The sequence below is a fragment of the Bradyrhizobium sp. 25ACV genome, assembly GCF_054863005.1.
Genome location: NZ_JAVAYO010000010.1, coordinates 171,042 through 191,350 on the forward strand (window position 1 = coordinate 171,042; position 20,309 = coordinate 191,350).

Annotated in this window: 20 protein-coding genes; 5 read left to right on the forward strand and 15 right to left on the reverse strand. The window is 63.6% G+C overall.

What is annotated here, in order from left to right; translation table 11 throughout:
- Window positions 1–174: 174 nt before the first annotated feature.
- The 11 genes from RAD04_RS23635 to RAD04_RS23685 all read right to left on the reverse strand — a co-directional run bounded on the left by RAD04_RS23635 (window position 175) and on the right by RAD04_RS23685 (window position 9,927).
- On the reverse strand, window positions 175–345 hold the full coding sequence (locus RAD04_RS23635; RefSeq protein ID WP_154694107.1) for a hypothetical protein: 171 nt from the start codon (window positions 343–345) through the stop codon (window positions 175–177).
- Between the two features lie 270 nt (window positions 346–615).
- Window positions 616–966 (reverse strand): monovalent cation/H(+) antiporter subunit G, encoded by a 351-nt coding sequence (gene mnhG, locus RAD04_RS23640; RefSeq protein ID WP_461625686.1) that lies wholly within the window; start codon window positions 964–966, stop codon window positions 616–618.
- Window positions 963–1,244 carry a K+/H+ antiporter subunit F gene (locus RAD04_RS23645; RefSeq protein WP_461625687.1) on the reverse strand — a complete coding sequence of 94 codons (282 nt, stop codon included), beginning with the start codon at window positions 1,242–1,244 and terminating at the stop codon, window positions 963–965. Before RAD04_RS23645 ends, mnhG begins: the two co-directional genes overlap by 4 nt.
- The gene (locus RAD04_RS23650; protein ID WP_461625688.1) at window positions 1,241–1,729 is read right to left on the reverse strand and encodes a Na+/H+ antiporter subunit E; all 489 of its coding nucleotides are present in this window, start codon (window positions 1,727–1,729) and stop codon (window positions 1,241–1,243) included. Before RAD04_RS23650 ends, RAD04_RS23645 begins: the two co-directional genes overlap by 4 nt.
- A complete protein-coding gene (locus RAD04_RS23655; RefSeq protein WP_461625689.1) occupies window positions 1,726–3,348 on the reverse strand; it encodes a monovalent cation/H+ antiporter subunit D in 1,623 nt (540 codons plus the stop codon). The genes RAD04_RS23650 and RAD04_RS23655 overlap by 4 nt, the downstream gene beginning before the upstream one ends.
- Window positions 3,345–3,686, reverse strand: coding sequence for a Na+/H+ antiporter subunit C (locus RAD04_RS23660; RefSeq protein WP_461625690.1), 342 nt, complete (start codon window positions 3,684–3,686; stop codon window positions 3,345–3,347). Before RAD04_RS23660 ends, RAD04_RS23655 begins: the two co-directional genes overlap by 4 nt.
- Complete coding sequence (locus tag RAD04_RS23665) at window positions 3,686–6,607, reverse strand: monovalent cation/H+ antiporter subunit A (RefSeq protein WP_461625691.1); 2,922 nt, start codon at window positions 6,605–6,607, stop codon at window positions 3,686–3,688. Before RAD04_RS23665 ends, RAD04_RS23660 begins: the two co-directional genes overlap by 1 nt.
- Before the next feature lie 566 nt (window positions 6,608–7,173).
- Window positions 7,174–7,914: an HAD family hydrolase gene (locus RAD04_RS23670; protein WP_461625692.1), complete on the reverse strand. Its 741-nt coding sequence runs from the start codon at window positions 7,912–7,914 to the stop codon at window positions 7,174–7,176.
- Complete coding sequence (gene hemF / locus RAD04_RS23675; protein ID WP_461625693.1) at window positions 7,911–8,798, reverse strand: oxygen-dependent coproporphyrinogen oxidase; 888 nt, start codon at window positions 8,796–8,798, stop codon at window positions 7,911–7,913. The genes RAD04_RS23670 and hemF overlap by 4 nt, the downstream gene beginning before the upstream one ends.
- Before the next feature lie 19 nt (window positions 8,799–8,817).
- Window positions 8,818–9,450, reverse strand: a complete 633-nt coding sequence (queE, locus tag RAD04_RS23680; RefSeq protein ID WP_461625694.1) for a 7-carboxy-7-deazaguanine synthase — start codon at window positions 9,448–9,450, stop codon at window positions 8,818–8,820.
- An 18-nt stretch (window positions 9,451–9,468) separates the two neighbouring features.
- Entirely contained in the window at window positions 9,469–9,927 is a 459-nt protein-coding gene (locus tag RAD04_RS23685) for a tRNA (cytidine(34)-2'-O)-methyltransferase (RefSeq protein ID WP_461625769.1), read from the reverse strand.
- Between the two features lie 287 nt (window positions 9,928–10,214).
- Here RAD04_RS23685 and petA point away from each other — a divergent pair, with 287 nt between their 5' ends.
- The 5 genes from petA to RAD04_RS23710 all read left to right on the forward strand — a co-directional run bounded on the left by petA (window position 10,215) and on the right by RAD04_RS23710 (window position 16,920).
- Entirely contained in the window at window positions 10,215–10,745 is a 531-nt protein-coding gene (petA, locus tag RAD04_RS23690) for a ubiquinol-cytochrome c reductase iron-sulfur subunit (protein ID WP_026232845.1), read from the forward strand.
- A gap of 62 nt (window positions 10,746–10,807) precedes the next feature.
- The gene (gene fbcH, locus RAD04_RS23695) at window positions 10,808–12,880 is read left to right on the forward strand and encodes a cytochrome b/c1 (protein WP_095426908.1); all 2,073 of its coding nucleotides are present in this window, start codon (window positions 10,808–10,810) and stop codon (window positions 12,878–12,880) included.
- A gap of 259 nt (window positions 12,881–13,139) precedes the next feature.
- Window positions 13,140–13,814, forward strand: coding sequence for a dienelactone hydrolase family protein (locus tag RAD04_RS23700; RefSeq protein WP_095426928.1), 675 nt, complete (start codon window positions 13,140–13,142; stop codon window positions 13,812–13,814).
- A gap of 391 nt (window positions 13,815–14,205) precedes the next feature.
- Window positions 14,206–16,371 carry an anthranilate synthase component I gene (locus RAD04_RS23705; protein ID WP_461625695.1) on the forward strand — a complete coding sequence of 722 codons (2,166 nt, stop codon included), beginning with the start codon at window positions 14,206–14,208 and terminating at the stop codon, window positions 16,369–16,371.
- Window positions 16,372–16,380: 9 nt separating this feature from the next.
- Window positions 16,381–16,920, forward strand: coding sequence for an adenine phosphoribosyltransferase (locus tag RAD04_RS23710; RefSeq protein ID WP_461625696.1), 540 nt, complete (start codon window positions 16,381–16,383; stop codon window positions 16,918–16,920).
- Between the two features lie 16 nt (window positions 16,921–16,936).
- Here RAD04_RS23710 and RAD04_RS23715 read toward each other — a convergent pair whose 3' ends face one another.
- The 4 genes from RAD04_RS23715 to RAD04_RS23730 all read right to left on the reverse strand — a co-directional run bounded on the left by RAD04_RS23715 (window position 16,937) and on the right by RAD04_RS23730 (window position 20,279).
- Complete coding sequence (locus tag RAD04_RS23715; protein WP_461619689.1) at window positions 16,937–17,269, reverse strand: GIY-YIG nuclease family protein; 333 nt, start codon at window positions 17,267–17,269, stop codon at window positions 16,937–16,939.
- Between the two features lie 86 nt (window positions 17,270–17,355).
- Complete coding sequence (locus RAD04_RS23720; RefSeq protein WP_028141698.1) at window positions 17,356–18,024, reverse strand: P-loop NTPase family protein; 669 nt, start codon at window positions 18,022–18,024, stop codon at window positions 17,356–17,358.
- 60 nt (window positions 18,025–18,084) lie between these two features.
- Complete coding sequence (locus RAD04_RS23725; RefSeq protein WP_018323313.1) at window positions 18,085–18,837, reverse strand: P-loop NTPase family protein; 753 nt, start codon at window positions 18,835–18,837, stop codon at window positions 18,085–18,087.
- Between the two features lie 218 nt (window positions 18,838–19,055).
- Window positions 19,056–20,279 carry a M48 family metallopeptidase gene (locus RAD04_RS23730; protein ID WP_461625697.1) on the reverse strand — a complete coding sequence of 408 codons (1,224 nt, stop codon included), beginning with the start codon at window positions 20,277–20,279 and terminating at the stop codon, window positions 19,056–19,058.
- Window positions 20,280–20,309: the final 30 nt, after the last annotated feature.

Consider the following 20,309-nt stretch of genomic DNA (forward strand, 5'->3'; position numbering starts at 1 on the left):
TTGGCCAACGATGGCGCGCCGAATTCGCGCCTTCGATGGCAACCGGATTGCTTTGGGAGCAGCTCATGACCCGGAACGCGCGGGCGCGCCGCAAGCTGCGGAGCGCTGCAACGCGTCACGGTCAAAAGCTTATGGTGTGCACGGCGGCGGGAGGGGACAAAGCACCCTCCAACGTCACCTTTTCGGATCGCGAGGGATCGGCGGCGGACGGCGCGCAAATGCCGCGCGGAATCCGTCGGGATCACAAATCCAGATGAACATCATCCACGAGGTCAGGACGAGCAGCGCTGAAAATACCGACATGAGGAACTCCCGGCTTGGTTTGGAATCGTCGAGTTGCCGCACCCGGGCGATCCGCAATCGCCCGGGTCACCGGCCGATCTGCAGCCGGTTCCCTTGAATTCGATCTCGTCGCACTTTGGTCATCACGGCCTCTGTTGAGAATGTCGCCGATTGCCGAGCGGCATCCTGCATTGCTGGCGTGTCGTGCAGCTCAGCATCATCCACGCACTAGACGTAGGCATTCGCCGCGAGAATTGAATGCGACATTTAGCCGGCCTTGGCCGATCCGCCTGCAATCAGCGCGTGGTCGTGTGCGGGGCCGTGCGCTTCGTCCTAATTATTCTCTCGTTCGCGCGCCGGCGCACTTTGTTCGGCGGTGTCGCGGAATCGGGCTGCGCCGACCAGCACAGTCAACGCGATAGGAGTGGTCACGACGCCAAGCCCTACAATCAGGATTTCGTGCAACACCGGCCTGCTCTGCAGCACCGAGAAGTAGACCATCGAAGCGGCCGCGATGAAGACGGTGCCGAGCGTCGTCCCGAGCGTCGGCGCATGGACTCGCTGGTAAAATGTGCCGAGCCGCAACAGACCGAGCGAACCGACAAGCGTGACGCCCGCGCCGATGAGCAGAAGAGCTGCCGTGAGAACCGCAGCCCAGGGCGGCAATTGTTCGATGCCGTTCATTCGATCACCTCGCCGCGGAGCAAAAACTTGGCCAGGGCAACCGTCCCGACGAAACCGAACAGGGCCATGGCCAGGGCCGCCTCGAAATAAAGCGCTTCGCCGGATCGAATCCCGATCGTCAGAAGCAACAACATCGCGTTCACGGACAAGGTGTCGAAGCCCAGGACGCGATCCTGTGCCCGCGGCCCTAAGAAGATGCGGAAAGCGCCGCAGCCGATCGCCAATCCCAGCAGCACTTGCGCGACAACGAGCGAGTAGGTCAGCATGAGCTGGCTCATTCGAATATCTCCAGCAGATGGCGTTCGTAGCGGTCCTTAATTGTGCGGATCCACTCGTCTTCATCGACGAGGTCCAGAACATGGATCATCAACGAACCCTTCTGAGCGTCGAAATTCACCCACAGCGTTCCTGGGGTCGAAGTGATGATGCAAGCCAACGAGGCCAGCCCGTAGGGGTTGCGCATGTCGAGGGGAATGTTCACGAACCCCGACCTTCGCTGTCGCCGTCCAAAACCGAGAACGATCTGTCCAACCGCCAGATTGGAGCGGACGATGTCGAGCGTTACCAGTCCCAACAGTCGCAGGATGACGCGGGGGCGTCTGACCCGCATGCTCGGTAACTCCAGCACGGTGAGGATCCGCCCGCCGACGAGCGCGATAATGCAGCCAAGGAGGATGTGCCCGAGCGTGGCTGCTTGATTGAGCAGCAGCCACAATGCGAGAAGGCAGAAGCTCGCGATCGGAAAAGGCAGAAAGCGTGTCATTTGCCCTCCGCTTTTCGGCTGCCTTGGGGGGCCGCCTCCAGGACGTCGTCGACGTAGCCTGCCGGCGCGTGCAGAGATTGTGCCGTAGCCTGCATGAAACGGATGACGGGACCGGCCAGGACCGTTTGGGCGGCGCAGATGATCAGCAGGAACATGATCGGCGCCATCTCGATCACGCGCACGCGCGGCACAGTGCGATCGGGCGAGGCCCAGAAGATGCGGATTCCCGCGCGGGCCATCGCGATCAACGTCGCGAAACCAGAGAAGATCAGCACGACGAGAAGCGCCCATCCGCTGCCGGGAACGGCGCCGTTTTGCTGCGTTTCTGCCGGATTGAGCGCCGCCGCGAGCAGCGCGAATTTAGCGATGAAGCCGGACAGCGGAGGCAGCCCGGCGATGACCAGCGCACAGCCGATGAATGCGATGCCGAGTAAGCCCATCGTGGCTACGATGGCGGTGCCGACATCCTCTTCCGCTTCGTCTGTCTCGTCCTCTTCTCCATAGGCTTCCCGGGTGACGGCGATCATGTCCGCTCCAGGTTCGCGGCCGCGCTCGATGAGCTCGACGAGAAGGAAGAAGGCGCTGATGCCGAGCGTCGAGCTGACCAGGTAAAAGAGCGCTGCACTGGTGATGCCGACCTGTCCCATCCCCGTGGCGGCCAGCACCGTTCCGGAGGATACGAGCACCGAGAAACCGCCGAGGCGTGCGGTATCCTGCGATGCCAGCGTGCCGATCGCTCCGAAGAGGGTCGTCGCCAAGCCGCCCCACAACAACCACTCGCTGCCGAAGCCGGCCGATGCGCCGGCGCCTTCGCCGAAAAGCAAAAGCGACAGACGCAGCAAAATATACACCCCGACCTTCGTCATGATCGCAAAGATCGACGCCACCGGCGGACTTGCGGCTGCGTAGGCCGTCGGCAGCCAGAAGCTCAGAGGCCACATGCCGGCCTTGAGCAGGAAGGCGACCGCCAGCACGCCGGCACCTGCTTCCAGCAAGCCCCGGTTCTCGGCGGCGATGGCGGGCACTCTTGCCGCGAGATCAGCCATGTTGAGCGTCCCGGTGACGCCGTAGATCAGGCTGACCCCGATCAGAAACAACAGCGACGCCGCCAGGTTCACGACGATGTAATGCAGCCCCGCCTTCACCCGTGCAAGGCCGGAACCGTGCAGCAGAAGGCCGTATGATGCCGCCAGCAACAGCTCGAAGAACACGAACAGGTTGAAAAGATCGCCCGTGAGGAAGGCACCGTTGAGGCCCATCAGCAGGAATTGAAACAGAGAATGGAAATGCGCGCCTGCCCGGTGCCAACGGGCAAGAGAGAACACGGCCGAGGCCAGCGCCAGGACATTGGTCAGGAGCAGCATGAGAGCGGACAGCCGATCGAGAACGAGGACGATTCCGAACGGAGCCGGCCAATTGCCCAGACGATAGACTTCCCTGGTTCCTGCATCGGACATTCCGAGCAAGATCACCGCGATGCAAACGAGTGCGACGGTTCCGGCGACGTTGAGGGCAGCGACGATGGCCCGGTGTCTTTCTCCGTTGAACAGCAGCATGCCGGCACCTGCCAGCAAAGGCAGGAGGATTGGCGCGATGACCAGACTTGCAGCGCCGCTCACGCTTCCGGCTCCTGGCCGTCCACATGATCGGTCCGTGCAAGGCCGCGCGATGCGAGCAGGACCACCAGGAACAGCGCGGTGGTCGCGAAACTGATGACGATTGCAGTCAGCACGAGCGCCTGCGGGAGCGGATCGGCATGCTTGGCGACATCGCCGATCTCCTTTGCGATGAGCACCGGAGCCCCGCTTCGCACCCGCCCCATGGCCACGATGAAGAGATTGACGGCGTAAGAGAGTAACGACAGCCCGATGATGACTTGAAACGTGCGCGGCCGGAGGATCAGCCACACGCCGGATGCCGCAAGTGTACCGATACCGATCGCCAGCACGAGCTCCATCAGACCAGTTCCTCCTTCGACCGCTCGCCCGGCAGGCGCTGGCCGGTCTGGAGTGGACCTCCGTAGCGACGCAGCGATTGATGCGCGAGTGCGATGAGCATCAGCACCGTGGCACCGACCACGAGCGAGAACACGCCGATGTCGAAAAGGAAGGCGCTGGCCATCGGGACGCGGCCGACCAGAGGCAGCTCGGCATACGCAAAGTACGAGGTCAGGAAGGGGTATCCGACGACGCAGGCGGCGGCTCCCGTGCACCCCGCCAGCAGGAGCCCGAAGCCCATCCAGCGCACGGGCATGACGTGAAGACGAGCTTCCACCCATGCCGTGCCGCGAGCCATGTACTGCAGGATGAATGCGGTCGCCATTGCGACGCCTGCCACGAAGCCTCCGCCCGGAAGGTCATGCCCGCGCAACAGGAGGAAGATCGCCACGACGCCGATCACCGGAAACAGCAGCCCCATCATCAGCGCCGCAGTCTCCGTCGTATCCTTGGCCGTGTCTCCCTTCTGTCGATCGGGATGCGCCTCGTCGTGGCTATCCTGGGCGTGCTGCTGTTCCGGAACGGGAATGCTCTCGGGCGCCGGACGGAAGCGGCGCAACAGCGCGTAGACGGTCAGTGCAACGACCGCGAGCACCGTGATCTCACCCAGCGTATCGAATCCGCGGAAGTCCACCAGGATGACGTTGACCACGTTGGTTCCGCCACCTTTCGTGTATGCGTTTTCGACGAAGTATCGCGAGATGCTGTCAGTATCCGGGCGCTGCATGACCGCCAGCGCGAGCGCGGCAAGCCCGACGCCGGCGAAGAGCGCGATGGCGAAGTCACGCACGCGGTGCCATCGAAGCCTGCCGGAGGCCTGGCTCGCGCCGACCGGTGCGACGCGTTTCGGCAACCATCGCAAGCCGAGCAGCAGGAGGACCGTCGTCACCGTCTCGACGACGATCTGCGTCAGTGCGACATCGGGAGCGGACAGCCACACGAAGCTGACGCAGGTCACGAGACCGGCGGTCCCGAGCAGGATCAGCGCGACGACGCGATGGAATTTGGCCTGGACCGCCGCGCCGATGGCGCAGGCAGCGCCCACCGACCAGAGCAGTGCAAAGGCGAGGTCAAACTTGGCCCCTAGGGGATTCGTCAGCATGATGCCACGTGAATAGAGTGGCAGCAGGGCAGCGACGAATGCTACGCCGGCCAGGATCCTCAACTGTGGCTGGAGGCGTCGCGTCCCGAGCTTACTCGCCAGCCAGCGTGCAAGCCGCCAGGATAACGTCACCATCATCCAGTCAAAAATCTGCTTGCCGCTGATACGGCCGAGCAAGGGCGGCCCTTCGTTGACGAGGAGGTAGGAGCGCAGCATCATATAGACGCCCACCCCACCCACCATCGCCAGGATGCTCATCAGCAGCTCGGGGGTAAAGCCATGCCATATTCTCAGGCTGTACTCCGGCATCTGGGAACCGAGAACTGCTCCAGCAGCGGTATCGAGGATAGGTGCAACGGTTAACGCGGGGGCGATGCCCACGACGATACATGCAAGCACGAGAAGCTCGGCCGGAAGTCGCATCAGGAGCGGGGGCTCGTGAGGCGTGCGCGGAAGGCCGACGGGGGCCGGGCCGAAGAACACGTCGCGAATGAACCGGAGCGAATAGGCCACGCTGAAAGTGCTCGCGGCGGTGACGATATAGGGAAGCGCGCGATCGACCAGCGAGTTGTCATGAATCTCGATCGTTTCGGCGAAAAACATCTCTTTCGACAGGAATCCGTTCAGCAGCGGCACACCGGCCATCGACCCGGCGGCGACCATGGCCAGAGTCGCCGTGATCGGCATGAACGCCCAGAGACCGCTCAAGCGGCGAATGTCGCGCGTGCCCGTTTCGTGATCGATGATGCCCGCGGCCATGAACAGCGACGCCTTGAACGTGGCATGGTTCATGATGTGGAAGATCGCTGCGATCTGCCCGAACGGCGTATCCAGTCCGGTCAGGAGCGTGATCAAGCCGAGATGGCTGATCGTCGAGTAGGCCAGCAGCCCCTTCAAATCCTGCTGGAACACCGCGAGAAATGCGCCCAAGAGAAAGGTGATCAAACCAGCCGAGCCCACCAGCCATAACCATTCGTTCGATCCGCCCAGGGCCGGCCAGAGCCTGACCAAAAGAAACACGCCGGCCTTCACCATCGTTGCCGAATGGAGATAGGCGGATACGGGCGTCGGAGCCGCCATCGCGTGTGGCAGCCAAAAATGAAACGGAAATTGGGCGCTCTTGGTCAGCGCGCCTAGCAGGATCAGCACGAGTGCAGGGACATAGAGCGCGTGCGAACGGATCGCGTCTCCGGAAGCGAGCACCTTGTCCAGGTCATAGCTGCCTACGATGTGACCGATCAGCAGCACGCCGGCGAAGAGGCAAAGTCCGCCGCTCGAAGTGATCACCAGCGCCATTCTTGCGCCGTCCCTTGCAGCCGAATTGTGATGCCAGTAGCTGATCAGCAAAAACGAAAACAGGCTGGTCAGTTCCCAGAAGAAAACCAGTTGCAACAGGTTGCCGGAAAATACGATCCCCAGCATTGCGCCCATGAACGCGAGCAGGAAGGAAAAGAAGCGCGGAACGGGATCGCTGGGCGACATATAGTAGCGGGCATACAGCACCACCAGAAAGCCAATCCCGGTGACCAGCATTGCGAAGGCCCATGCGAAGCCATCAAGTCTCAGCGCAAACGCGAGTCCCAGTTCGGCGACCCACTCCGTCCGCCATACGATAACGCCACCATTCGCGACATCGGGATAAGCCGTGGCAGTGAGGCCGAACGCGGCGAGTGCGACTCCCCCGGCAAGCCATGCCTCGGCGTTGCGCGCATTGACCTGCAAGAGGGCGGCAACGAAGCTTCCGGCGAAAGGAAGGACGAGAACGGCAAGGAGGAACATTTGCGTTCATTGCCCCAAACTGCGAGGTGGAGAGAGGTCGTCCGCTGGTTCTCAATTGCTTAGCCGACGCAGGCGGATATCTCCACTGCTAGATTTTCGCGATGGTGCCGACTTGAGCGGGGAGCGGCAATCGCGAGCGCCGCGCAAGGCAAAGCATAGAAGCCCCGGAGCGCGATGTGCGCCAGCCACTCATCGCGTTGTGGCGGAAATTCGGAGCGGTGTGACGCGATGTGGCGGAACGTTTCGATTGTTCCATCGCAGGTGCGTGCATGCTGTGTTCGACTATATCCACCGCGGTCCGAAATTGCGGCTCACAGTCGCGTCAAACTGTCGCCCTTGTCTGCCGAAGAGAGCGAATGATCGCTTTAGCGACACGCGCTCCAGCATGATTTGGAATCAGACGAGCTGTTGACAGAGGCCTTCATCGCCAGTCCCGCAATGATGCCATCATAGCCCTGCTTTGCCTGATGGACCGGAGGCGTTCGTAAAATCCGTAAGCCCTTGTTTTTGCAAGGGCCGTCTACTGTGCATGGGGTTGTTTTTCGATATTTTGCTTCGGGCCCGGGTTACGGCCGGCCCGGCACCAGCTCGGTCAGCGAGCGGATGATGCGGTCGGGCCTGACCGTCGAGCTTTCGGGCAGGCCGTCGCCGTGCACGTCGATCCAGATCGAATAGATGCCGAGGCGCTGCGGCGTCACCACTTCCCATTCCAGATTGTCGCCGATCATCCAGGTGTCCTTTGCGGCAACGCCCAGCGCCTCCATCGCATGCAGATAGGCGCGCTCCTCCGGCTTGCCGAAACCGTGCTCACCCTCGATCTGGATATGGTCGAAGCGATGGGTCAACTCGAACCGCTCGACCTTGGCACGCTGCATGTCGGCGGCGCCGTTGGTGACCAGCGCGAGCTTGATGCCGCGTGCCCTGAACGCGTCGATCGCATCGTGCGCGCCGGGGAAGACGAAGATTGCTTCCTCGCGATAGGTGGTGAAGCGGTCGGCGATGCGATCGGCGAGATCGTCGGGCAGGGCGCGATGGCCGCTTGCGGCGAGCGCGGCGAAGCCGCCGCGCACCGTGAGCCGCCGCGCCTCGCCGAGCTTCATCCGCCAGATCGGCTCCGCAGTCGACCAGAACTGCCGCGCAAAGGCGAGCACTGCGGTTGCGACTTGCGGCGGCGGCAGCGGCGCCAGCTCTTCGGCGAACTCGTTCGCGATCGTGTTCCAGGCGATCTCGGGCCGGCCATAGGCCGACAGGATGGTGTCATCCATGTCGATCAGCATGGCGCGCGGCAGCGGCCTCGAAACAGTCATGGCCACTTCACCTCCGGCGGCATCGACGACAGGATCGAATCCACATTGCCGCCGGTCTTCAGCCCGAAGATGGTGCCGCGATCGTAGAGCAGGTTGAATTCGACATAGCGGCCGCGCCGGATCAGTTGCTCCTCGCGGTCTGCGGCGGTCCAGCCTGCCGCGAAATTGCGCCTGACGATGTCAGGGTAGATCTTGAGGAAAGCGCGGCCGACGTCCTTGGTGAAGGCGAGATCGGCGTCCCAGTCACCACTGTCGTGCCAGTCGTAGAAGATGCCGCCGATGCCGCGCGCCTCCTTGCGGTGCGGCAGGTAGAAATATTCGTCGCACCATTTCTTGTACTTGTCGTAGTCGGCAACGCCGTTCGGCTGATTGCAGGCTTGCTTCATCGCGGCGTGGAAGGCGATGCTGTCGGCATCGTCCTGGTTGCGCCTTCGATCGAGCACCGGTGTGAGATCGGCGCCGCCGCCGAACCAGGCCTTGGTGGTGACCACGAAGCGGGTGTTCATGTGCACGGCGGGCACGTTCGGATTGCGCATATGTGCGATCAGCGAAATGCCGGAGGCCCAGAATTTTGGATCGTCCGCGGCGCCGGGGATCTGGGCGCGAAATTCGGGCGCGAACTCACCGTGTACGGTCGAGCAGTGCACGCCGACTTTCTCGAACAGGCGGCCATGCATCATCGACATCACGCCGCCACCGCCAGCCGCGCCGGTATGGTCGGTGCGCTGCCAGGGCGTGCGCTTGAAGCGGCCGGCCTCGCCCGGATAGAGACTTTGCGGCGCGTCATCTTCCAGCCGCTCGAAGCTGGCGCAGATGTCGTCGCGCAAGGCCTCGAACCAGGTGCGGGCGCGGCCCTTGCGGTCGTCGATCGTTGACATATCCATCTGCATTCCCGGTCGCGTTCTATCTGATGCCGAGCGATTTATGCGTCTGCACGCTGAGCCGCCATTGCGGATGATGCAGGCAGTAGTCGATCGCGCGCGCGGTGTTCTCGATGACCTCCGGTCCGTCCATCGGCTGCAGCGAGAAGCGCTCGAAGGCGAGGTGCTCGAAGGTCTCGGGCGCGGCGAGGGCCTGCGGATAGACCAGCTTCAGCTCGTGGCCCTCGCGCTGCACCAGCTCGCTGCCGCCCTTGGGGCTGACGCAGATCCAGTCCAGCCCCTCCGGCGCTGCGATGGTGCCGTTGGTCTCGACGCCGATCTCGAAGCCGCGGGCGTGGAGCGCCTCGATCAGCGCGGCGTCGACCTGGAGCAGCGGCTCGCCGCCGGTCAGCACCACGTAGCGGTTGGCGGCGGCCGCAGTCCATTGCGCGGCGATGGTATCGGCGAGGTCCGCGGCCGAGCCGTAGCGGCCGCCGAGGGTGCCGTCGGTTCCAACGAAATCCGTGTCGCAGAACTTGCAGGTGGCCTCAAGGCGGTCCGCCTCGCGGCCGCTCCAGAGGTTGCATCCGGCAAAACGGCAGAACACGGACGCGCGCCCGGCATGGGCGCCTTCGCCTTGCAGGGTCAGGAAGATTTCCTTGACCGCGTAACTCAATCGTCTCTCCTCAATCTGTCAGACTTGCGGGTTCCGGATCTGCCGCAGCGCCTCGCCGGCGGCCATGGCCGCAGTCATGGCGACATTGAGCGACCGCAGCCCCGCCTTGATCGGGATCACCAGCCGCGCATCCGCGGCCTCGACCACCGCGTCGGTGACACCGGCGCTCTCGCGCCCGAATAGCAGGATGTCCGACGTCTGGTAACGGAAATCGCGGTAGTCGGTGGCAGCTTTCGTGGTGAACAGCAGCAGGCGGTAGCCATGTGCCGCACGCCAGTCCTCGAATTTCGACCAGGAGTCATGGCGGGTCAGGCTGACATGGTCGAGGTAGTCCATTCCCGCCCGGCGGAACAAGCGGTCGGAGACCGGGAAACCCGCCGGTTCGATGATATGGGCGGCGACGCCCAGGCAGGCGCAAAGCCTGAGAATCGTGCCGGTGTTCTGGGCGATGTCGGGTTGGAAAAGCGCTATCTGCATGGGCTGTGCGAGGGCTGTATCGAGGGCGATGCGGACCGGAAATGTCTCAATAAAACATCGCTGGCCGCGGAATTCGTGCATTGCACGCTCCCGCGCCGATAGCGGGCTTGCGCTCGCCCGGCAAGGGTGCCAATAGAACGATTCTGGACTGCTGTTTCACCCGTTTAGAGGTGAATGGGCGAAGTTCTGCCGCCGCGGGGGGCCGCGGGCGCTGGCAGACTGTTCCGGGGACCTTGGGGGCTCCTGGAGCGGTTCCACCGGTGGCATAAGAAGAAAGGGTTGGAATCGTGACGACAGCGTCTTCGGCGGACCATCCGACACGCCGTGATTTCTTATTCGTTGCAACGGGGGCAGCTGCAGCAGTAGGGGGCGCAGCTGCGCTCTGGCCCTTCATCTCCCAAATGAATCCTGACGCTTCGACCATCGCCGCCGGTGCGCCGATCGAGGTCGATCTCAGCCCGGTCGCCGAGGGGCAGGACATCAAGGTGTTCTGGCGCGGCAAGCCGATCTACATCAGCCACCGCACCAAGAAGCAGATCGACGAGGCGCGCGCCGTCAACGTGGCGAGCCTGCCTGATCCGCAGTCCGACGAGGCCCGGGTCAAGTCCGGCCATGAGCAGTGGCTGGTCGTGATCGGCATCTGCACCCATCTCGGCTGCATCCCGATCGCTCATGAGGGCAATTACGACGGGTTCTTCTGCCCCTGCCATGGTTCGCAGTACGATTCGTCCGGCCGCATCCGCCAGGGGCCCGCGCCCGCGAACCTGCCGGTGCCGCCGTACCAGTTCGTTTCCGACACCAAAATCCAGATCGGCTGAGCCTCGGACCCTCGTCCGAAGCTTCGCGCCGTCTCGTCGTATTATTTCCTCAGGATCGCATCATGAGCGGACCATCCGACTACCAGCCGAGCAATCCGGCCCTGCAATGGATCGAGCGGCGCCTGCCGATCCTCGGCCTCATGCACTCCTCGTTCGTTGCCTATCCCACCCCGCGTAACCTGAACTATTGGTGGACCTTCGGCGCCATCCTTTCCTTCATGCTGGGGATGCAGATTCTGACCGGCGTGATCCTGGCGATGCACTATACGCCGCATGCCGATCTCGCCTTCAAGTCGGTCGAGCTGATCGTCCGCGACGTGAACTACGGCTGGCTGCTGCGCAACATGCATGCGGTCGGCGCATCGATGTTCTTTGTCGCCGTCTACGTTCACATGTTCCGCGGCCTCTATTACGGGTCCTACAAGGAGCCGCGCGAGGTGCTGTGGATCCTCGGCGTCATCATCTACCTCTTGATGATGGCGACCGGCTTCATGGGCTACGTGCTGCCCTGGGGCCAGATGAGTTTCTGGGGCGCCACGGTCATCACCAACCTGTTCTCCGCCATACCCTATGTCGGCGAGAGCATCGTGACGCTGCTGTGGGGCGGCTATTCGGTCGGCAATCCGACGCTGAACCGCTTCTTCTCGCTGCATTACCTGCTGCCGTTCCTGATCGCGGGCGTCGTCGTGCTCCACGTCTGGGCGCTGCACGTCGCCGGTCAGAACAACCCCGACGGTGTCGAGCCGAAGACGGAAAAGGATACGGTGCCGTTTACGCCGCATGCCACCATCAAGGACATGTTCGGCGTCGCCTGCTTCATGCTGCTCTACGCCTGGTTCATCTTCTACATGCCGAACTATCTCGGCGACGCCGACAACTACATTCCGGCGAACCCGGGCGTGACCCCGCCACACATCGTGCCGGAATGGTATTACCTGCCGTTCTACGCGATCCTGCGCTCGATCCCGAACAAGCTCGCCGGCGTCATCGGGATGTTCGGTGCGATCATCATCCTGTGCTTCCTGCCCTGGCTGGACGCCGCGAAGACGAGGTCGTCGAAGTATCGCCCGCTGGCCAAGCAGTTCTTCTGGATCTTCGTCGTGGTTTGCATCCTGCTCGGCTATCTCGGGGCGCAGCCGCCGGAAGGCATCTACGTCATTGCCGGCCGGGTCCTGACGGTCTGCTACTTCGCCTACTTCCTGATCGTGCTGCCGCTGCTCTCGCGCATCGAGAAGCCGCGGCCGGTGCCGAACTCGATCTCGGATGCGGTGCTGGCCAAGACCGGCAGCCGATCGACGCCGATGGTCTCGACCGCGATCATGCTGGCGCTCGCCGGTTCGTTGTTCGCAGGCTCGGTCGACAGCGCGAAGGCGTCTGAAGGCAGCGATACGCCTCCGGGCAACAAATGGTCGTTCTCCGGCCCTTTCGGTAAGTTCGACCGCGGCGCGCTGCAGCGCGGCTTGAAGGTCTACAAGGAGGTCTGCGCCAGCTGCCACGGCCTGTCCTATGTGGCCTTCCGCAACCTCGCCGAGCCCGGTGGGCCCAGCTATTCGGTGGCGCAGGCGGCGGCCTTCGCGTCGGAATACAAGGTCAAGGACGGTCCGAACGATGCCGGCGACATGTTCGAGCGTGCGGGGCGTCCGGCGGATTATTTCCCCTCGCCGTTCCCGAACGAGCAGGCCGCTCGCGCGGCGAACGGCGGCGCGGCGCCGCCCGATTTGTCCCTGATCACCAAGGCGCGCTCCTATAAGCGCGGCTTTCCCTGGTTCATCTTCGACTTCTTCACCCAGTTCCAGGAGCAGGGCCCGGATTACGTCTCGGCATTGCTGCAGGGTTTCGAGGACAAGGTGCCGGAAGGCGTCACCATTCCGGAGGGCTCGTACTACAACAAGTACTTCCCGGGCCACGCCATCAAGATGCCGAAGCCGCTCAGCGACGGCCAGGTGACCTATGACGACGGCTCGCCGACCACGGTCGCGCAATATTCCAAGGACGTCACCACCTTCCTGATGTGGACCGCAGAGCCGCACATGGAAGCGCGCAAGCGCCTCGGATTCCAGGTCTTCGTGTTCCTGATCCTGTTCGCGGGGCTGATGTACTTCACCAAGAAGAAGGTCTGGGCCAGCTCCCACTGAGCGCTCTGATGCGACGAGAAATGAAGAAGCCCCCGCAAGGGGGCTTTTTTGTTGGGTCCGTGTCCCGGACGCGCGAAGCGCGAGCCGGGACCCGGAATGCTCGTAGCTGCGCCCCGGATCAGCAGCGCATCACGCCGCAGGGGCGGCGCGCTGCGCAGCATCCGGGGCACGAGAGTTTGTTTGCGCGGTGATTGCGTCATTCGCATGCACCCGCCAAAATGCCACCAACCGCTCCCCCAAGAACTCATCGGAGGACACCATGGGAACCGCCATCACCTTCAAGCGTCCGGACGGCAAGGACGCCTCGGGCTATCTTGCCAACGCCGCGCGCGGCAACGCGCCGGGCGTGGTCGTGATCCAGGAATGGTGGGGCCTGTCGGACCAGATCAAGGGCCTGTGCGACCGCTTCGCGCTGGCCGGTTTCGATGCGCTGGCGCCTGATCTCTACAAGGGCAAGGTGGTGCCGTATCACGACACGGACAGCGCCAACAAGGAGATGAACTCGCTCGACTTCATGGACGCCACCACGCAGACCGTGCGCGGCGCGGCGCAATATCTGTCGCGTAACGGCGCCAAGGTCGGGCTGACCGGCTTCTGTCTCGGCGGCGCCGTCACCATCATCGGCTCGGTGCATGTGCCGGAGCTCGCGGCCGGCGTCGTGTTCTACGGCATCCCGCCGGAGCAGGCGGCCAAGCCCGCCGACGTCAAGATCCCGCTCCAGGCCCATTTCGCCAACAAGGACGATTGGTGCACGCCTGAGCTGGTGGGCGGCTTCGAGAAGGCCATGAAGGCCGCCGGGAAGTCGCTGGAGCTGTTCCGCTATGACGCCGAGCACGCCTTCGTCAACGAGCAGCGCCAGGCCGTACACGACCGCGAGGCCGCCGAGCTCGCCTGGGGCAGGGCGACGGAGTTTTTCCGGAAGCATTTGGGGTAACTAGGAGCGCAAGGAGCGCTGCAATTTCGGTGTCGTCCCTGCGAAAGCAGGGACCCATACCCCCAGGGAAAAGTGATGGTTCGGGCTCGGAGCCACGAGTCTTCGTCAAACCGCTTCCTGTGGTGATGGGTCCCGGATCTGCGGTCCGGGACGACGACTTTTGGCTGGGACGCGCACCCTTGACGCCGCCCCCGCGCCATGGTGAGTATCCGCCCCATGAGCACCGCCGTCCGCCCAGCCCGTCTTTGGTGGCGCACCTCCTAACGAGGTGGCCGGTGCGATTTTCCTTTCCCAAATCGTCTGAGGTCGCCAACGCAGTGCGGCGGCCCGATCGTTTGTCCTGTGTGGCGTTTCCTCGGCAAGTCTCGTAAGAGGACCCCAAGAGGATCACATGAACAGGACAGTCTTTGCCCTCCCGGCCAGAAGCGATTACGTGACCCGCGCGGGTCTCGCGATCACGCGCGTGGCCGAGCAATTCACCGGCGGCGCCAGCCGGCTCGACGACCTCATCAATCTGCTCGACCGCCGCCGCGGCGTGGTGCTGTCCTCGGGCACGACTGTACCCGGCCGCTACGAGAGCTTCGACCTCGGCTTCTCCGATCCACCGCTCAAGCTCGAAACATCAGGCGTCAATTTCAAGCTGGAAGCGCTGAACGAGCGTGGGCAGGTGCTGATCGCCTTCCTGACTGATGTGTTGCGCGAGCCCTGCGTCGTGATCTCCGAGAAGACCGCGACGCGCTTGGCCGGCCACATCATCCGCGGCGATGCACCGGTCGAGGAAGATCAACGCACGCGGCGTGCCAGCGTGATGTCGCTGGTCCGAGATCTCGTCGCCGCCTTCTCGGCCAATGACGACGGGCTGCTCGGCCTGTTCGGCGCCTTCGCCTACGACCTCGTGTTCCAGATCGAGGACCTCGTGCAGAAGCGCGCGCGCGAGCAGGACCAGCGCGACATCGTGCTCTACGTGCCCGATCGCCTGCTGGCCTATGACCGGGCCACCGGCCGCGGCGTCGTGCTGAGCTATGACTTTGCCTGGAAGGGCAAGTCCACCGAGGGCCTGCCGCGCGAGACCGCCGATAGTCCTTACCTGAAGACGCCGCGGCAGGGTTTTGCCGATCACGCGCCCGGCGAATATCAGGCGACGGTGGAGACCGCACGCGCGGCCTTTGCCCGCGGTGATCTCTTTGAAGCGGTGCCGGGGCAGCTGTTCGCCGAGCCCTGCGACCGCTCGCCGGCCGAAGTCTTCCAGCGCCTCTGCGTCATCAACCCGTCGCCCTACGGCGCGCTGATGAATCTGGGTGAGGGCGAATTTCTCGTCTCCGCCTCGCCGGAAATGTTCGTGCGCTCGGACGGGCGCCGGGTCGAGACCTGCCCGATCTCGGGCACGATCGCGCGCGGCACCGATGCGATCGGCGACGCCGAGCAGATCCGCCAGCTCCTGAACTCGGAAAAGGACGAGTTCGAGCTCAACATGTGCACCGACGTCGACCGCAACGACAAGGCGCGCGTCTGCGTGCCCGGCACGATCAAGGTGCTGGCGCGGCGCCAGATCGAGACCTATTCAAAACTGTTTCACACCGTCGATCATGTCGAGGGCATGCTGCGTCCCGGCTTCGACGCGCTCGACGCCTTCCTCACCCACGCCTGGGCCGTCACCGTGACCGGTGCGCCAAAGCTGTGGGCGATGCAGTTCGTCGAGGACCATGAGCGCTCGCCGCGGCGCTGGTATGCCGGCGCGATCGGCGCGGTGAATTTCGACGGCAGCATCAACACTGGCCTCACCATCCGCACCATCCGCATGAAGGATGGTCTGGCCGAAGTGCGCGTCGGCGCCACCTGCCTGTTCGATTCCGATCCGGCCGCAGAAGACCGCGAATGCCAGGTCAAGGCCGCCGCGCTGTTCCAGGCGCTGCGCGGCGATCCGCCGAAGCCGTTGTCGACCTTTGCCCCCGATGCGACCGGCTCGGGCAAGCGAGTGCTGCTGATCGACCACGACGACAGCTTTGTCCATATGCTCGCGGACTATTTCCGCCAGGTCGGCGCCGACGTCACCGTTGTCCGGCATGTGCATGCACTCGACATGCTCAAGCGGAAGACATGGGATTTGCTGGTGCTGTCGCCGGGCCCCGGCAGACCGGAAGATTTCGGGATCAAGAAGACCATCGATGCGGCGCTGGAGAAGAAGCTGCCGATGTTCGGCGTTTGCCTCGGCGTGCAGGCGATCGGCGAATATTTCGGCGGCGAGCTCGGCCAGCTCACCCATCCTGCGCACGGCCGTCCCTCGCGGGTGCAGGTGCGCGGCGGACGCTTGATGCGCAATTTGCCGAACGAGATCGTCATCGGCCGCTATCATTCGCTCTTCGTCGAGCGCGACAGCATGCCGGAGGTGTTGTCCGTCACCGCCAGCACCGAGGACGGCGTCGCCATGGCGCTGGAGCACAAGACCCTGCCGGTCGCCGGCGTGCAATTCCACCCGGAATCGCTGATGTCGCTCGGCAATGAGGTGGGCTTGCGTATTGTTGAAAACGCGTTCCGGTTGGATGCGCGTGTCGATTGAGAGGCACCAATGACCTTTGACCACGACATCAAGGCGAGCGTCCGGACCATCCCCGACTACCCCAAGCCGGGGATCATGTTCCGCGACATCACGACCCTGCTCGCGGACGCGCGCGCCTTCCGCCGCGCGGTTGACGAGCTCGTCAATCCCTGGGCCGGCAACAAGATCGACAAGGTCGCCGGCATGGAAGCGCGCGGCTTCATCATCGGCGGCGCGGTGGCGCACCAGCTCTCGGCCGGCTTCGTGCCGATCCGCAAGAAGGGCAAGCTGCCGCACACCACCGTGCGCATCGCCTATTCGCTCGAATACGGCATCGACGAGATGGAGATGCATGTCGACGCCATCCATCCCGGCGAGCGCGTTATCCTGGTCGACGACCTCATCGCCACCGGCGGCACCGCGGAAGGCGCGGTGAAGCTGCTGCGCCAGATCGGCGCCAACGTCGTCGCCGCCTGCTTCATCATCGATCTGCCTGAGCTCGGCGGCGCCGCCAAGCTGCGCGCCATGGACGTGCCTGTGCGCACGCTGATGACGTTCGGGGGACACTGAGAGGTCGCCGCGATCTTCAGATCGCCTCGGCCTTCAGTTCATCCCGCCAATGCAGCAGGCGCTCCTTCAGGAGCGCGTTCCTGACATAGGCGGTTTCCTCATCCTCCAGGCGCTCGCATTCGCCAAAGGTCAGGCCGGCCTCGCCATGCGCATTCCAGGCAGCCTGAAGGCTGCGGCAGGTGTGGCTGCCCTGGCGTAGCGAGAACCAGATGCGGTTCTGGATCGTCTCCAGGTTCGGCGCCTGGCCGACCCAGGCCTCGCCCGAGACCGCGCAACGCACGACGAAGATGCCCGCGATGGTCTTTCGCTCCTTGTAGGCGGCGATCGCTGCTTTCCGGTCGATGCTCACGGTGACGGGCCTTGCTGAGGGGATACCGATGCCCGCCTCAATAAGCTCGCTTCAGCCCCCAGTCAATATTATCCGGGTGAAATTATCTAGGATCGCTGAAGGATCAGGCTGAGCTCGAGCTCGCGGAAGGCAAAATAATTCCGCCGGGTCCACTGGTGCAGCTCGGTCGAGGCGTCCTTCTCCTGGCGCAGATAGCCGGTGAAGGAGAAGTTCAGCCGGTCGACATAGGTCTTGAGGAAGCCGGGCAAGGCAGGCAGGCGGAACAGCCGGCCGCCGGCCATCGCGGCCGGCAGCTCGCCGCGCACGACATACTCATTGTCCACGGTGATCAGGTTCATCCGCGGGATCTGCCCGCGCAGCATCTCGTGGGCGCGGGCCGAGGCGCGGTCGGTGTCGGCGACGAACAGGATCTGCGGTGCGACATGGCGGCGGGCGGCCTCCTTCAAGAGGCCGATCTCGTCGGTCATCTTGAAGAACTCGTCGAAGGCGTGGAAGCCGAGGTCGATCACCTTGGCCATGCCGTCATCGACGATGACGCGGTCCATCAGCTGCATCTTGCCGTAGGTATCGATCACGTCGGCGGTCTCCGTGATCTTTGGCAGGTAGTCGAGCAGCGACGGTTCCTTCAGATTGACGTCGAAGGCCGCGACATTGCCGTTCTTGAGCAGCAGAAATTCGGCAAGCAGCCGCGCCAGCAGTGTCTTGCCGACCTGCGGGCGGGGCGAGCAGATGATGTAGACGGGCGTTGCGGGCATCGGCAGCTATATCAGTCGAACCTGGCGACCAATCCAGCCGTATCAGCCCTGCTTGCGCAACTATTTTTCGCTGTTGCGGGTGACGGGCTTCGAGCCGACGATATCGGTCAGCCGGATCCGGTCGAACTCGCTCCAGACATTCGCCAGCCAGTGCCGGACATAGCCGCGCAGCACGAACGAATAGTTCGCGGCTTCGTCGCTGATGCCCTTGTTGGCGACGAATTTCAGGAACGGGACGGACGAAACCTCGACCTGCTCATAGGCCATTTCGTTGAGCTTGGGGATGGTCAGCTCGGTCGCGTCCTTGATGCGGTGGAAGTAGGAATTGTAGGTCGCCTGGTCCCATTGGAAAAACTGGGTGTCGTTGATGAAGTTCTTCACCAGGAAATATTTTGCGCCGGTCATGAAGCCGGCGGTCTCGGCGATCTCCTCCAGCGAGGCGATCGAGGGTCCGAGGATGTGGAACACTGCGAAGGTGATCTGGCCGGCCTTGGCGGCGTCGAGGAAGCCGATGTCGCGCAGCGAAGCCAGCGCAGGCGAGAGCAGGCCGGCGCGAACGTCGATCACGGTCACCGACGGGCTCACCGCGTTGAGCGTGTCGAAGATCTTCATCTGGTCCGATGTCGTCGTCATGTCGACGATCTCGGTGATGTCGGGGTGGAAGCGCTTCAGGGTTCCGCGCGGCGATTCCGTGTCGAAGGCGCGCGTCGGCACGTTGTTGGCGGAAAAATAATCGAGCAAGGTGCGCGATACCGTGGTCTTGCCGACCCCGCCCTTGTCCGCGCCCACCACAACCACTGCCGGCTTTGCCATTGCTGTCCCCTAACGCGCGCCCCCGATCGCGAGGTCGCAATCGGCCGGGCCCCAAATCGATGTCCCAAGGATGCCCCAAGGATGTCCCAAGTCTGCTGTTGGGCGCGAACATGGCAGAAACAAGGGAGAATTCAAATCCTCGGCATGTCGATACGGCAATTCCCGAAGTTTTTCCCAATCGCGGTGAAACGCGCCGCGCATGGCGGGACATTGCGTGCTTAATGACGGCCCCAGGGACCCATGAGATCGCCTGTAGGCTTGCTGCTCGCGGTCTCCGAGGAGCCGGGTGCGGGCAGGGGCGGCGGAGGAGCGGCCGGGCCGCTGGCGTCGTCCCACGGGCCATGACGCAGCGGCGGTGGGGTGTCCTGCTGGTCTGCTTGCGCCTCGGGCTCGTCCGTTTCCTCGGTCGGCGGCAGCGGGCCCGGATCGTGGCCGCCGGCAAACTTGACCAGCGCGTCGACTCGGGACTGCACGGATGGATGGGTCGCGAACAGATCGGCAAAGCCCTCGCGGGGATTGTCGACGCAGAGCTCCATCACGGCCGAGGTTGCGCCGGGCAGCTCGCCGCGATTCTCGATCTTACGCAGCGCCGAGATCATCGCATCGGGATCTTTCGTCAGCTCGACGGAGCCTGCGTCGGCGAGATATTCGCGCGAACGTGACAGTGCGAGCTTGACCACCTGGGACAGCAGCCAGGCCACAACGATCAGCACGATCGCGATGATGATCACGATTACCGCGCCGCCGCCGGAACTCTTGTTGTCGCTCGACGAGGAGGACGACCGCGACGACGAGGAGGAGCCCGAGGACCATGAGCCGCCGGAGCCGGAGCTCCAATTGAAATTGGTGAACAGGCGGAAGAACAATTCACCGAAGAAGCCGACCACGCCGGCGATGATGACGGCGACCACCATCAGCTGCACGTCGCCGTTCTTGATGTGGGTCAGCTCGTGTCCCAGCACCGCCTCGATCTCCTTGTCGTTCAGCGCGTTGAGGAGACCCGTGGTGACGGTGATGGAATATTGCCTGGGATTGAGGCCGGTCGCGAACGCGTTCAGCGCCGGGCTCTCCATGATCTTCAGCTTCGGCATGGTGATGCCGCGCGAGATGCAGAGGTTTTCCAGCAGATTGTAGAGCCGGGGCTCCTCCTGCCTCGTGACGTCGTGGCCGCCGGTCACCGCGTCGATCATCGACTGGTGGAAGAAATAGGCGATCACGACCCAAACCGCCGCCACGATCGTCGCAACCGGTGCGGCCACGATCAGATCGTGGAGGGCGCGCCTCAGGTAAAAGACGACGGTCTCATTGCCGTTGATGACGACTTCGGCGACCAACGCGCCAGCATAGACCAGCACGTAGACCAGCATGAACAGGCCGGCGAGCAGCAGCATCGAACGAAACTTGTTCGAGGCGATGTGCGTGTAGAGACCATACGCGGCCATGACGCGGGTGCCCTGCCGGCCTATCGGCTC

Coding starts and splice junctions, on each gene's coding strand:
- RAD04_RS23725 (WP_018323313.1), bottom strand. CDS start 18,837: ATGGCAAAGCCGGCAGTGGTTGTGGTGGGCGCGGACAAGGGCGGGGTC.
- RAD04_RS23660 (WP_461625690.1), bottom strand. CDS start 3,686: ATGGAGCTCGTGCTGGCGATCGGTATCGGTACACTTGCGGCATCCGGC.
- fbcH (WP_095426908.1), top strand. CDS start 10,808: ATGAGCGGACCATCCGACTACCAGCCGAGCAATCCGGCCCTGCAATGG.
- RAD04_RS23645 (WP_461625687.1), bottom strand. CDS start 1,244: ATGAGCCAGCTCATGCTGACCTACTCGCTCGTTGTCGCGCAAGTGCTG.
- RAD04_RS23670 (WP_461625692.1), bottom strand. CDS start 7,914: ATGACTGTTTCGAGGCCGCTGCCGCGCGCCATGCTGATCGACATGGAT.
- hemF (WP_461625693.1), bottom strand. CDS start 8,798: ATGGATATGTCAACGATCGACGACCGCAAGGGCCGCGCCCGCACCTGG.
- RAD04_RS23705 (WP_461625695.1), top strand. CDS start 14,206: ATGAACAGGACAGTCTTTGCCCTCCCGGCCAGAAGCGATTACGTGACC.
- RAD04_RS23710 (WP_461625696.1), top strand. CDS start 16,381: ATGACCTTTGACCACGACATCAAGGCGAGCGTCCGGACCATCCCCGAC.
- RAD04_RS23665 (WP_461625691.1), bottom strand. CDS start 6,607: ATGTTCCTCCTTGCCGTTCTCGTCCTTCCTTTCGCCGGAAGCTTCGTT.
- RAD04_RS23700 (WP_095426928.1), top strand. CDS start 13,140: ATGGGAACCGCCATCACCTTCAAGCGTCCGGACGGCAAGGACGCCTCG.
- RAD04_RS23730 (WP_461625697.1), bottom strand. CDS start 20,279: ATGGCCGCGTATGGTCTCTACACGCACATCGCCTCGAACAAGTTTCGT.
- mnhG (WP_461625686.1), bottom strand. CDS start 966: ATGAACGGCATCGAACAATTGCCGCCCTGGGCTGCGGTTCTCACGGCA.
- RAD04_RS23650 (WP_461625688.1), bottom strand. CDS start 1,729: ATGACACGCTTTCTGCCTTTTCCGATCGCGAGCTTCTGCCTTCTCGCA.
- RAD04_RS23720 (WP_028141698.1), bottom strand. CDS start 18,024: ATGCCCGCAACGCCCGTCTACATCATCTGCTCGCCCCGCCCGCAGGTC.
- RAD04_RS23685 (WP_461625769.1), bottom strand. CDS start 9,927: ATGCAGATAGCGCTTTTCCAACCCGACATCGCCCAGAACACCGGCACG.